Below are 13792 nucleotides of genomic sequence, written 5' to 3'. Positions count from 1 at the left end.
TGAATTGTCATACTTATTCGTTGTTCATTGTTTATATGTATCAAAAATGATTAAGATTGGATTTTAAATAGGGATAGGAAGGGAGAGATTAATGAATTGAAGTTAAGTTAAGTAATTAATGAAAATTTGCGATAGAAGTTAATATGTAACGATTTTTGAAGTAGAGATATAAGTGCAATTCAGGGGAAAAACTACATATATCATACGGAGAGACAACGTAATAATAGAAAATAAGAAGAGTGAATAAGTGATTGTAAACAATGGATTGTTGGACGACTATGTTTTAGGTTACTCGTTTAAATCTGGTACTTGGCACACTATTACTTTTAAGAGGGTAATAGTAATAAAGAGATTTTTAAAATGATAGAAGTAGTAAAGGGGATAAGAGAAATGAAAAAAATATTTAGTGTGCTTTTAGTATTTTTCTTAACATTTTCTACATGGTCTAGTGTATTGGTAAAGGCAGCTTCACCATCCAAAGGTACTTTAACGATTCATAAATATGAACAAGAAAAAGATGGCGCACCGGGGCTAGAAGGTGATGGCTCTGCAAATCAAGAGGTACCAACAAATGCGAAACCGTTAAAAGGTGTAACGTTTGAAGTGAAAAGGGTTGCGTCGTTTGAAAAAATTTCAAACGATGGGAAAATCGTGAAAGAAGATGTGAAGCCTGTAATGGGAGCAACTCCAACTCAAGTAGTAACAGATGATAACGGACAAGCTGTATTAAAAGATCTTCCGCTAGGACGTTATGAAGTGAAAGAAGTGGCAGGACCCCCGCATGTTAACCTAAATCCAAATACGTATACAGTGGATATTCCATTAACGAATAAAGAGGGTAAGGTACTAAACTATGATGTTCATATGTATCCGAAAAATGAGATTAAACGTGGTGCAGTTGATTTACTAAAAACTGGTGCAAATGAAAAAGCATTAGCAGGTGCAGTATTCTCTTTATTAAAAAAAGATGGTACAGAAGTGAAAAAAGAGTTAGCAACAGATGGTAATGGGCATATTCGTGTGCAAGGATTAGAGTATGGGGAATACTATTTCCAAGAGACAAAAGCGCCGAAAGGGTATGTACTAGATCCGACTAAACACGAGTTTTTTATAAAGACCTCCGGAACTATTAACGAAGATGGAACAATTACTTCTGGTACAGTAGTTAAAGTAGAAGTGCAAAACTATGAAGAACCAAGTATTGATAAAAAGATTAACGGGAATTTGGAAGCGTTACCAATTAATCCGTTAACTAATTACAATTATGATATCAAAACATTAATTCCAGAAGACATTAAAGAATACAAAAAATATGTAGTAACAGATACTTTAGACGATCGTTTAATGATTCAAGGAAAACCAGTCGTAAAAATTGATGGAGCGGAAGTAAATGCAAGCATTGTAGAGGTAGCTGTAGAAGGCCAAAAAGTAACAGCCACAGTAAAAGATTTCACAAAGTTAGATGGTAAAAAAGAATTTCATTTACAAATTAAATCACAAGTAAAAGAAGGAGTACTATCTGGTTCGGAAATTTTAAATACAGCAAAAATTGATTTTATAAATAAAAATGATGTAATTGGAGAAAAGGAATCTAAACCTGTAGTTGTTGTTCCGACAACTGGAATTATCGAGTTAACAAAAGTTGATGGTGCTGATAAGAAGAAATTAAAAGGTGCGGAGTTTGTACTTAAAGATAAAAATGGAAAAATAGTTGTTGTGGCAGGTAAAGAAGTCACAGGTGTATCAGATGAAAATGGTGTTATTAAATGGACTAACATTCCGTATGGAGACTATCAAATTTTTGAAACGAAAGCACCAATTTATACAAAAGAAGATGGTATAACAGCTTCATATCAATTATTAAAGGACCCTATTGATGTAAAGATTAGCGAAAATAATCAAACGGTTAAATTATCGATTGAAAATAATAAAAGTGGATGGATTCTTCCTGTAACGGGTGGTATCGGAACGACTCTATTTACTGTACTAGGTCTTACGTTAATGGCTACAGCGGCATTTGTTTTCTTTAGAAAAAAGTTTGCTAATAATTAAGGTTTTAGGAACATGTAACCAAGTGATGTGAAAAGGGGAGAAGCAAAATGCTTCCCTCTTTTCAATATTTTAGTATATACAGAGGTGGAAATATGAAACGAAATCTTGTTTTAGGAGGTATTTTTTTATTTGGATTAGCTATTTTTTTATATCCTACTATTAGTAATTGGTTGGCGACTCGTGCACATTATTCTGAGATTAGCTCCTACGATAAGAAGATCAAAGTACTACAAAAGAAAGAAGTTGAACGTAGGGAAAAAGAAGCAACCGAATATAATAAACAAGTTCAAACTTCCATGAAAACATTTGCAGATCCATTTTCTGAAGAAAAAAATAATCATCAAGCGTATGCTGATGCGTTAAATTTAGGTGATGTAATGGGGTATATTGAAATATCGAAAATTAATATAAAACTGCCAATCTATCAAGGGACCTCTGAGGAAGTATTGAGTCGCGGGGTAGGTCATTTAGATTATTCTTCACTTCCAGTAGGTGGAGAAAATACGCACACTATTTTAACAGGGCATCGTGGTTTACCATCATCAAAATTATTTACAGATTTAGATAAGTTGAGTGAAGGAGATCTTTTTTATATTCATTCTTTAGACAAAATTCTTGCTTATAAAGTAGATCAAATTAAAGTAGTGTTACCACACGAAACGGACGATTTAAAAATTGTGAAAAATAAAGATTATATAACATTAATTACATGTACGCCTTATGGAGTAAACACAAATAGATTACTGGTTCGAGGTGAGCGTGTGGAGTTTAACGAGAAAGAAAAACAAAAAATGGGTAAAGAGATATTTATGTTTAATAAGTGGACCGTAGTAATCTTAATCCTATTATTATGTGTGTTACTAGTCGCAATTTATAAGAAAAAATTAACTCGATAGAATGAATTTATTTATCCTGTATTAATGGGCAGTGGGACCGAAAATCCAGAGATAAGTAAAGAAGGTATATAGGGGATGAAGTAAATCCTTACTGAAAAAAGTTTCACTTTATTCGACTGTAGAAAAAATACGGTAAAGGTGGGAACAAAGGAATTGAAGTTACAATTAAAGTTGGTAAGTATTCATTTTATGGTTTTGTTAATGTTATGTGTAAGTTTTGTCGTATATGCACCAAAAGAAGCATATGGATCCACGACTAACTTAGAAGGTCTAGGGGATATATCGCGTTATAATGCTGTTGTCTTTGGTAACCATATAGCAGTAGGTGGAGACATTGAAGGAGCAATTGCAGTTCAAGGTGATATGGATGCATCTGGTTATACAATTGTAGGTGCAGCAGCGGGAACATCTAATATAGTTGGGGAAAAATGGGATGATGAGGGATATCCATCCTTGTTATTGTCTGGAAAATTTAAAAAATCAAGAGAGGAATCTTTTATCATTCAAAACGGAATAGTCGTAATGACAAAAGAGAGTGATCCAGATCGTATCATACAATCTTCTTATGATCGTATCGTTTATAAAGAAAAACTAGAAATTGACGCGAAATTTAATGAATTTCACAACATAGTGAACCAAGTCAGTAAAAATGCAGGTCAATTTAAAACGAATACCCCAATTCCAAATATGAGTTATGGAATCGGAAAAGATATAAACAATCCTAATATTTATGTTTCATCAGAACTGGTAGGGAAAATCAATTTAGATATAAGAGATGTCTCTTTACCTAATGCTAAAGGAAAAGATTTTATCGTTATGTATTCGGATGCAATAGAGGTTACATTTAAAAATGGTGCTATCTTATATGACACGAACAATATTGGTAGGGCTACAGATATAATTCCTACATCACAACCCTATTCTCCTAATTCACCGTTCACTGAGTTATACGGGAAGGTGATTTGGGTTTTTCCTAATGCAAAAAAGATCACAACAGAGGGATATGGTGTCGTTGGGAGTGTGTTTGCTCCAAATGCTGTATTAGAAACAAAAGGCGGTTCGATTAATGGACAAGCATTTGTCGGTGCAGTACAACAAACTGGTGGATTTGAATTTCACAATTTCAAATTTAATTGGCAACATTGGAACAAGCCTAGTACAGGAAAAGTAAAGATAAAAAAAGTAGATAGTAATAATGATAATAAAGAATTGATGGGGGCAAAGTTTCATATTGAAGATTCAAATAAAAAGGTAGTTGGTGAGTTAGTAACAGATGAAAAAGGGGAAGCGATATCAAAAGAATTACCAATAGGTAACTATACTCTTGTGGAAACAGAAGCGCCTAAAGGTTACGAATTATTAAAAGATAAAATAGCTGTAAAAATAGAAAAAGATGCAGTAGTAGAAATTAAAATAGGAAATAAGAAATTACCAGATCCGATGGGGAAAATGAAGCTAGTGAAAGTAGATACGGGAGATAAAAATAAAAAGCTAGCAGGAGCAAAGTTTCATATTGAAGATTCAAATAAAAAAGTAGTTGGTGAGTTAGTAACAGATGGACAAGGAGAAGCGATATCAAAGGAATTACCAATAGGTAACTATACCCTAGTGGAAGTAGAAGCACCTAAAGGTTATGACTTATTAAAAGATAAAATAGCTGTAAAAGTAGAAAAAGATGTAGTAGTAGAAAGTAAAATAGGGAATAAGAAATTACCAGATCCAATGGGGAAAATGAAGTTAGTAAAAGTAGATACGAGCGATAAAAATAAAAAGCTAGCAGGGGCAAAGTTTCATATTGAAGATTCAAATAAAAAAGTAGTTGGTGAGTTAGTAACAGATGAAAAAGGAGAAGCGATATCAAAAGAATTGCCAATAGGTAACTATACCCTAGTGGAAGTAGAAGCACCTAAAGGTTATGACTTATTAAAAGATAAAATAGCTGTAAAAATAGAAAAAGATACAGTAGTAGAAATTAAAATAGGGAATAAGAAATTACCAGATCCGACTGGGCAATTTGAAATTGAGAAAGTTGATGATAAGGATATTAATTTAAAACTAAAAGGTGCTGTATTTCAAGTATTAGATAAAGAAGGTAAAGAAGTTACTAGATTAACAACGGATGAAAAAGGAAAGGTGATTTCCAACCAGTTAGTACTTGGAAAGTATATGATTAAAGAAATAAAAGCGCCAAACGGTTATATGTTACTTAGAGATCCAATAGAAATAGAAATTACAGAAGCGGTAAGGACACAAAAACTAACAGTGAAAAATGTGAAAAATAATTGGGTAATTCCTAATACTGGTGGCAGCGGAACAACAAGTTTTTACGTGATTGGTTTTGTGCTAATGTTTGGTGTGTTATGCTTATATAAGAAAAATCGTATATAAATAGTATAAAAACAGTTGTGTATTATGAACTGATTCCATAAAGTTAGAAAATCGTTTGGTTAGAAAAATTTCCAGCATGAGTTCGGTATTGTACTGGATTCATGCTATTAAATTTGTTGAAGAAGGAAGGATAATAGTAAACATAGAATATATTAATAAATCAAAATGTTTACGAGGTGAAAGTGATGGCAACAAAACAAGATGAAATTAAAGTAGTAGTCGGCGCTGGCGTGTTTAATAATAATCCAGGTTGGATTCAAACACAAGAAGATGAACTTAACTTATTAGACAAAGCTACGTGGGAAGAAAGATTTGAATACAACTCTATTTCAGCTATTTTAGCTGAGCATGTATGGGAACACCTTACTTTTGAAGAAGGTATAAGAGCAGCTGAAATTTGTTATGAATTTTTAAAGCCAGGAGGGCATATTCGTTGTGGTGTTCCTGATGCATTCTTCCGAGATGAAGCATACCAAAACATAGTTCAAATAGGCGGACCTGGCCCGAAAGATCATCCAGCAGCAAGTCATAAAATTGTTCATAATTATAAAACATTAACGGAAATGTTTAAATTTGCTGGATTTGAGGTAGTTTTACTTGAATATTGTGATGAAAATGGTCAGTTTTATTACAACGAATGGGATGCAAACGACGGTGTTATTTTCCGTTCGAAAAGGTATGATTCTAGAAATAAAGGTGAGAAGCTTGGTTTTCCATCTTTAATTGTTGATGCGATTAAGCGGTAAGTCATTCAATAAAAGCAAGGGTTAATACTATAATTTCATGAGTCGCAAATGCGGCTTTTTTTATTGGTGCGTAAGTCTATATTTAATAAGGAAACGGATATACATGATAATTATTTTTCAACATTATATAACTCGACTTGGAAAATATTTAAGTTTTTCTCATTACCATTAACTTTAAATTAATACTTCGTTGACATAAAGATTTATTTTATATTTATATTCGTGTAAAATAGAGTGAGAACATACATTCTGTATAAAGGGGCAATCAATATGATAGCTGAAATTGGGAAACTAACTAATGGGTATATTGTAAAATTTGAACGCCGATTTCCAAATACAATAGAGGAAGTTTGGTCTGTTTTAACAGAAAACAGTAAGCTTAAAAAATGGATGTCTAATTTACAAATTGAAAGTCTTAAAACGGGTGGAATAATAAAGTTCGACATGATGGACGGTTCATTTATAAATATTGATATTTTAGAGTGTCAAGTAAATTCAGTACTTGAATTTACTTGGGATAAAGATCGTGTCCGATTTGAAATACATAAAGAAGAAAGTGGAACTCTTTTACTTCTTAAAGAGTACATTCATGTATTAACTGATCATACACCGAAAGATATAGCTGGTTGGCATATTTGCTTAGATCTTTTTTCTTCCGTACTAGAAGGAAAAGAAAAAGAATTTTCTAAAGATGAATGGCAACAATGGTTTGAAACATATAAGGATAAGATCCTTGAAGTGAGAGGGTAATCGTATAAAAAGTTATATTAATTATGTAATTATTACACTGTAAAAACGATTTTAAAGAAAAATAAGAATAGAGGTTAATATGAAAGTAAATCAATTAATTGCTAATAACATAAATAAATTAGATACAGTGATTCCATTTAATAAGTCGTTTGGAATCGCTGGTTTATCAGGCTCAGGTAAAACAACCTTTTGTCAAACGATTGGTGAAGAATCAAAAAAACGATTAGTTTCTTTATTGCCAAAGGCTGAATATCAATATTTATTTCCTAACATTATGCAAACGAATTTTAGTGCTATTAAGATAGAAGATATGCCTTTAGTTCTTTTTCTAGGAAAATCATCGATTTCTTCCAATCCACGTTCAACGATCGGTACACATACTGGTGTTTTCACAGAGGTACGTGAAAAACTTGCTGATGTATTTCATCTTTCACCTGAGGTTTTTTCATTCAATAACCAGTTAGGCTGGTGTACTGGCTGTAAAGGCCGAGGTACTACTAAAAATATTGAGTGTAAAAAATGTAAGGGAAAACGTTATAGCGAAGAAATCGAACAACATAAGATAGATTTATTTGCTAAACCACATACAATTTCAAATATTAATGATTTAAGTGTTGAGTCTATTCTTTCGTTAGCGGAAGAGTTAAATATTAGTGAAGCAAAGCAACATATACTGCAAAATATAATTAATATGAACATTGGTTATTTAACATTAAATCGAATTATGGGTACGTTGTCAGGTGGAGAGTTAACAAGACTATATTTGGCTGAATTTATGGCAGTAAGCGAAAATGCTGTAATTATTATTGATGAGATTTCAGTTGGACTTGATCATGAAACATTATTACAAATATTAGAAGAGATTAAGCAGTTAGGGTGTAAAAATCAAATTTGGCTCATTGATCATTCAGATACTGTACTGGATACAACAGATGAGCAATTGTTCTTTGGACCTGGTAGCGGAAAATATGGTGGACAAATTGTGAAAGAATCGCCAAGACCAAAACCAATACTGTCGGATCTAAATAAAGAAGTACCAACAGAATACTATACATTCCATGAATTATATTGCCGTAATATCCAAATGGCGGAGTTTCAAATCCCTAAAAATAGGCTTGTGACGGTTACTGGAGAATCTGGATGCGGGAAATCTACACTTGTCAATGAATGTTTAGCTACAGATTTCTTGAAACGATATCCAAAAGATAAATTAGTTATGGTAGGACAAGATCGAAATCAATCCATTACAAGTCGATCAACTGTAGCCACTTTCCTAGATATTAAAAAGAAACTCACAAAGTATAGCGAAGAAATTGATGATATTTTTGAGCGTTCGATTGAGGATATTATAGATGAACTTCCAAATGAAGATATTGCGTATAAACGCTTGAGTCTACTAATTAAACTAGGACTTGGTTATTTAACGTTAGAACGAAAAACACAAACATTATCAACAGGTGAGTTTCAATGTGTTCATTTAGTTTCGGAGTTATTTGCAAACACAAGAAATCCACATACATTATTTATTTTTGATGAGCCTTCAAAAGGTTTATCACAAAATATTTTAAACCAATTTATAGATAGTGTTAGAGGGATATTACAAGATGAATCAGTCTCTATCATCATGATTGAACATAATAGTTATATGTTAGAAAGCTCTGATTATATTGTAGATTTCGGGAAAAGACAGCTTGAATCTATAAAACATCTTGATGTAGTAAGTCATGAAGATTATTATCGTCAAAAAAGCAGTGTGAATAATGCTGAGCAAATACATATTTCTTCAGCACTTAAGCATAAAGAAGGCGTTCACTATTTAGAAGAAAATCATATTCACTATTTTAAAAATGCCGAAAACATTTATAAGGGTGGTATTTTAAAAAGTTTATCATCAATGGCCCGTTTAATTTATAGTGAATATGAATCTGATACAATTGCACCTGTTGTTGCTATTGATCTTGAAAGACATTTATATAGTCAATATAGTTTTTTATATGAAATTGGTGGATTAATTAATCATATTGTAGCTGCTCATCCAACTAATAAAGATACGAGAAGTTTTGATTTCTATTTACAGGACAATCATTGTCCATCTTGTTCTGGACGTCTTCAAATTGAAGTTTTCGATAAAGATATTACAATTCAAGATAAAAACGTTCCATTTTGGGACGGTTTATTCGATCCGGAAATCATGAAAGTATTAAAATTTTATCAATATGAAAAAATAGAATTTCTATTTGAAGAAATTAAAAATGAGCTTGGTCACGATTTATCAAAGAGCTATAATGATATGTCAGAAGAAGAAAAGCATACGTTTTGGTACGGATATTTTGAAAAATCATTTTATGATAAAAAAGGAAAGACACGCAGAACATGGGTAGGATTTAATACGATTATTGGTGGATATATTGTTATTTCTAAAGCAGCTATTAAAGAAGAAATTAAGTCTTCTAAAGAAATGATGACATGTCCAATTTGTGAGGGTACGGTTTTAAATCATCATAAACCGCTTAAATTTGCTAACTTCGATATTCGTGAAGTTATCAATCAACCAGTTGATGAAGTGTTGAAAATAGTTGGTGATTTACCTGCACTTCATAAATTAAAGTCTATAGTTGGTGGCGATATGAGATTGACAGAAGATGTTTCTTTATTACCAAGGAAAGCACAAGTGGCACTGAAAATGTTTGAATTAGAACAGGCAAGCTTTTCAAACTATGAAATGGTGTTACAAAATGTATTACCATTCTGGGACGAAATAAAAGGAAATATCGAATCCATTAGTGTTAATAATCAAGTAACTATTTGTGATTTCCCTAATGTTTATGAAACGAGAGAAAACATTATAGATAAGTATTTCACAAATGGTAAATATAAAAAACTTACGTATGTATATGAAGCGTTTGGATACAAAAAGTTAGTTACCCAAATTAATAAAATTAAAAAAAGTAATCCATGTCCATTCTGTAAAGGGAAGAAAGTTATTACTGAAGATAATTTGCATGATGGTGTGTTTAAACTAACAATTCCATGTGTAACTTGTAATACAAGTGGTATTAATGATGAAGGACTAAAAGAAGTGGTTGAGGATGTGGATGTACAAACATGGTTAACTGGAAAAGTTAGTGATGTTGTGGATGAGAGCTTATTAACAGAAGCTGTTGCGCAAATACCAATTTTTAATCGTATTCGCGAATTGGATAAACGAGATATGATGGCGGTTTATGAATGTCTTGAGAGTAATCAGTAAAGTTTTATTAGTTTATGTGTTATTAACATAACTTATATAAAATATAAAACGTATATTCTTTATAATGTTTATAATAACGCAGTATGAGTATTACAAGGTAATGAAAGAAGATCCAATTTCTTAATGTGAAAATTAAGAAATTGGATCTTTTAGTATTTTCATGTCCCGTATACTATAGTTCCAACTAAATATATATGGAGGAGAGATAAAAAATAATAGGGATGAACAGTTGATATATTATGTAATTATTATATTATAAAAATGATGATTAGGGGTAAAAACAGTTTATTAGTTATATATTTGTTTATTAATCATGTTGTTTTATTGTCTGATTTTTTAAATTTAACAGAAATATATACTTGAATGAAGTATATATTTCTGTTAAATTTATCCTATGGACAGAACAAGTTTAATTAAAGGTCATTTAGAAATGTGTGTATTATCTATTTTGTCGAAAAAGAAAAGTTATGGTTATGAGATTATGAAAGAACTTGAAGTAAACAATTTAAAATTGAAAGGAGTAGGAAGTATTTACCCCATTTTAACTAAGTTGAAAAATCAAGAGTGGGTTAATACTTATCAAGAAGTAACAGACAATGGTAAAGTTAGGATTTATTATGAAATTAATGAAAACGGAAAAATACGTCTTGAGAAGAAAATTAACGAGTGGTTAGAATTGCAATCGGATATTCAAACATTATTAAAAAGTGGTTTGAAAGGAGACCTTCTGAAATGAGGAATAGATTGATAGGTAAAGAAAAGCAATTTTTAACAGACGTACTTAAGGAATTAAAGCAATACGATATTAGTTTAGAAGAAATGGAAAATGTAAAGCGACAAATATTAGAACATATTCAAGAATGTCGTGAACATGGTGAAGATAGTATAGATGATTTAGGTACACCCCAATTATTTGTTCAAGATTATTTAGAAATAAATGAAATTGATTTACAAGTTAAAATGAAACAACTTAAAAATAAAAAGGGTAAATTAAACACATCTATGTTACGTGACATATTCATCGCAGTTATTACTTACCTTGTCTCGCAAACTACATTGACAATATTTTTAACTGGATCATTTAATCCAACTAAAAGTAAAAATACATTCCAGTATAATCTTTTATATCGTATTTCAGAAAATCAATGGTGGAATTCATTATTAATAATGATTAGTTTTATGCTCTCTGTAGCAGTATTTATTAGTTTAGTAAGTTATAAAAAAAGAAAGCTGTCTAAAGCATAATGAAGAATACGATCTATAAACTGTCTCTAATTTATATTCTTTGTAATGTATTAATGTTATGTATTACAGATCCAAAAGTTTACGCTCAGCAAAATATTAAAATTGCATTAGATAAGTATATTGAAAAATTTATAAAGGAACAGAACATTCCGGGAGCTTCTGTTGCAATTGTACATAATAAGGATGTATTCTTCACAAAAACGATGGGGATTACTGGAGAATCTGAAAAAAAGGTAACTAGTAAAACCCCATTTGCAATCGGCTCAATAAGTAAATCTTTAACAGCTTTAGCTATAGTGAAATTAATAGAAGATAAAAAAATAAAATTAGAGGATGCAGTTCAACGATACCTCCCCTGGTTTAAACTAAAAGATTCTCAAATATCCTCAACTATAACAATCCAACATCTACTAACTCATACAAGTGGAATAAGCACATATGAGGGCTTATCATTATCGGATAAGCAATCCAAAAGTTCTACAGCATTAAAAGAAAATGTAATGAAACTTTCAAATGTAAAATTAACTGCTCCACCAGGTGAAAAATATCAATATAGTAATGCGAATTATATAATACTTGGTGCACTTATTGAGGCCGTTACAAATGAAACATTTTCATCATATATGGAAAAGCACATTTTTCAGCCATTAAATATGAATGGTGCGGCAGCAAGTAAAGAGACTGCATATGAAAAAGGTTATTTAACAGGTTATCAGTCTTGGTTTGGCATACCGAAAAAAAGTATAGTCGCCTATGATAATGCCGGGGCACCGTATGGCTATATTACTGCAAATTTAGAAGATATGATTCAGTATACTATGTTTTTGAATCGGTCAGAGGATGCTCAATTCTTAAAGCAAGAAAACATGGATCTTTACCTTTCACCACTTTATAAAATAAATTCAGAAAAAAGTTATGGTTTTGGATTAAGAACAGCAAATATAAATGAAAGCAACACGATGATTTGGCATTCAGGATCAACGCCCGATGCTCGTGCAGAAATATTTATTTTAAATAAAAGTGGCTGGAGTGGTGTGATTTTAACAAATAAAAATCATGTTTTAGAAGAATCGGCACTATCGGTATTGAAAAATGGGATTATTAGTATTTTGAATGGAGAAGAACCGGTTAATTCCCCTAAAAACATACCATTTACACAAATTATTTTGTTGATAGTTACACTTATACTTTTCATAATATCATTTATGTTAATTAAAAAGTATAAACATATGAAAACTGCAAAAAAGGTAATTTGGTTATCCATAGGGATTCTATACCTACTATTATTTATTACGTTCATCCCAATTCTTACTTTTAGTACAAGATCACCATGGCGCACGATTAAAATGTTTGCGCCAGACGTAGCTTTATTTACAAGTATTATTGTAACTTTATTAGCTGTGAACGGGCTAATTTCAATCTTTATAGCCTTAAGGAGGAAAAAGGTATAAAGGTAAATAATTAAAGAAATATAATTTAAGCGTTATAAACAGTTGACTCTCACACGATGTCATTGTTTAAGATGAAGTTGAGCTTCGAAGTAGATGTAATTCATAGGAGGAAAACATGTTTAAAATAGGGGATTTTTCAAAACTATCTTCCATTAGTATACGTATGTTGAGACACTACGATAAAGTGGAATTATTACAGCCAGTAAAAGTCGATGAGCAAAGTGGATATCGATACTATTCAGCAGCCCAATTGAAAAAAGTAAATCGAATTCAAACGTTAAAAGATATGGGATTTAATATTGCTACTATTAAAGAAATAGTAGAATCCGATAATATAGATGGTATTAAGGAACAATTTTTAAATCGTAGTGCTCAAATTAAGGAAAACATGAATAACCTCCAAAAACAATTACGTCTTCTCGAAGCCTCAATGAAAACGATGAGAGAGGATGTTGTTGAGATGAACTATCATGTTTCAATAAAAGAAATTCCAGAAAGAAATGTAGCTAGTGTTAGAAAGATTATTCCATCGTATAATTGCGAAGGGGATGTATGGAGTATATTAATGCAAGAAATTCATATGAAAAATATTAGTATTGCTCATCCGAGTTATAGTATTGCGGTTTTCCATGATCGTGAATACAAAGAAAATGATGTGGATGTAGAAATACAGCTAAGTATTTTAGGAAAACATGAAAATACAAATGATGTTACATTTAAAAATATTGAATCAACTCATGTGGCGTCTATAACAGTTAATGGAAGTTATGAACAAATGACAGCTGTAAATGAGGCTGCAGCAAAATGGATTGAGACAGAAGGTTACGAATTAGCAGGCCCGATATTTAACATTTATCATGTGAGCCCAGCGATGGAATCGGATCCTAATAAGTGGGTTACAGAAGTTTGTTATCCAGTAAAATGATGATAAAGAAAAAAGGCATATACATTGATATTATCCCCTTAAGGTAGACAGTGTAAAAAGACCATGAACAAACATGGATGTTACACTTC

10 protein-coding genes are annotated in these 13792 nt (G+C 31.4%); all 10 read left to right on the top strand.

Going from position 1 to position 13792, the window contains the following annotated elements; genetic code table 11:
- Positions 1-390 precede the first annotated feature (390 nt).
- Complete coding sequence (locus CER22_RS24400; RefSeq protein ID WP_088609786.1) at positions 391-2052, top strand: SpaA isopeptide-forming pilin-related protein; 1662 nt, start codon at positions 391-393, stop codon at positions 2050-2052.
- Between the two features lie 92 nt (positions 2053-2144).
- Entirely contained in the window at positions 2145-2948 is an 804-nt protein-coding gene (locus tag CER22_RS24395; protein ID WP_088063922.1) for a class C sortase, read from the top strand.
- Positions 2949-3101: 153 nt separating this feature from the next.
- Positions 3102-5336, top strand: a complete 2235-nt coding sequence (locus CER22_RS24390) for an MSCRAMM family protein (protein ID WP_088609785.1) — start codon at positions 3102-3104, stop codon at positions 5334-5336.
- 185 nt (positions 5337-5521) lie between these two features.
- Positions 5522-6082: a class I SAM-dependent methyltransferase gene (locus tag CER22_RS24385; RefSeq protein WP_088063530.1), complete on the top strand. Its 561-nt coding sequence runs from the start codon at positions 5522-5524 to the stop codon at positions 6080-6082.
- Positions 6083-6352: 270 nt separating this feature from the next.
- Positions 6353-6832 (top strand): SRPBCC family protein, encoded by a 480-nt coding sequence (locus CER22_RS24380; protein ID WP_000559859.1) that lies wholly within the window; start codon positions 6353-6355, stop codon positions 6830-6832.
- A 79-nt stretch (positions 6833-6911) separates the two neighbouring features.
- Complete coding sequence (locus CER22_RS24375; RefSeq protein WP_088063531.1) at positions 6912-10082, top strand: ATP-binding cassette domain-containing protein; 3171 nt, start codon at positions 6912-6914, stop codon at positions 10080-10082.
- Positions 10083-10476: 394 nt separating this feature from the next.
- The gene (locus CER22_RS24370) at positions 10477-10818 is read left to right on the top strand and encodes a PadR family transcriptional regulator (RefSeq protein ID WP_046955943.1); all 342 of its coding nucleotides are present in this window, start codon (positions 10477-10479) and stop codon (positions 10816-10818) included.
- The gene (locus CER22_RS24365) at positions 10815-11327 is read left to right on the top strand and encodes a hypothetical protein (RefSeq protein ID WP_142293547.1); all 513 of its coding nucleotides are present in this window, start codon (positions 10815-10817) and stop codon (positions 11325-11327) included. Before CER22_RS24370 ends, CER22_RS24365 begins: the two co-directional genes overlap by 4 nt.
- Positions 11327-12778 carry a serine hydrolase domain-containing protein gene (locus CER22_RS24360; protein ID WP_088063532.1) on the top strand — a complete coding sequence of 484 codons (1452 nt, stop codon included), beginning with the start codon at positions 11327-11329 and terminating at the stop codon, positions 12776-12778. Before CER22_RS24365 ends, CER22_RS24360 begins: the two co-directional genes overlap by 1 nt.
- Positions 12779-12893: 115 nt before the next feature.
- Complete coding sequence (locus CER22_RS24355) at positions 12894-13703, top strand: MerR family transcriptional regulator (RefSeq protein WP_088609784.1); 810 nt, start codon at positions 12894-12896, stop codon at positions 13701-13703.
- Positions 13704-13792 lie beyond the last annotated feature (89 nt).

This window comes from Bacillus sp. K2I17, from assembly GCF_002209985.1.
GTDB lineage: Bacteria > Bacillota > Bacilli > Bacillales > Bacillaceae_G > Bacillus_A > Bacillus_A wiedmannii.
The sequence above is the reverse complement of the archived record's forward strand: the minus strand, read 5'-3'. Positions and strand labels throughout refer to the sequence as shown.

Excerpts from the sequence above, each read along its gene's own strand:
- CER22_RS24400 (WP_088609786.1), top strand. The coding sequence starts at position 391 with ATGAAAAAAATATTTAGTGTGCTTTTAGTATTTTTCTTAACATTTTCT.
- CER22_RS24395 (WP_088063922.1), top strand. The coding sequence starts at position 2,145 with ATGAAACGAAATCTTGTTTTAGGAGGTATTTTTTTATTTGGATTAGCT.
- CER22_RS24385 (WP_088063530.1), top strand. The coding sequence starts at position 5,522 with ATGGCAACAAAACAAGATGAAATTAAAGTAGTAGTCGGCGCTGGCGTG.
- CER22_RS24380 (WP_000559859.1), top strand. The coding sequence starts at position 6,353 with ATGATAGCTGAAATTGGGAAACTAACTAATGGGTATATTGTAAAATTT.
- CER22_RS24375 (WP_088063531.1), top strand. The coding sequence starts at position 6,912 with ATGAAAGTAAATCAATTAATTGCTAATAACATAAATAAATTAGATACA.
- CER22_RS24370 (WP_046955943.1), top strand. The coding sequence starts at position 10,477 with ATGGACAGAACAAGTTTAATTAAAGGTCATTTAGAAATGTGTGTATTA.
- CER22_RS24365 (WP_142293547.1), top strand. The coding sequence starts at position 10,815 with ATGAGGAATAGATTGATAGGTAAAGAAAAGCAATTTTTAACAGACGTA.
- CER22_RS24360 (WP_088063532.1), top strand. The coding sequence starts at position 11,327 with ATGAAGAATACGATCTATAAACTGTCTCTAATTTATATTCTTTGTAAT.
- CER22_RS24355 (WP_088609784.1), top strand. The coding sequence starts at position 12,894 with ATGTTTAAAATAGGGGATTTTTCAAAACTATCTTCCATTAGTATACGT.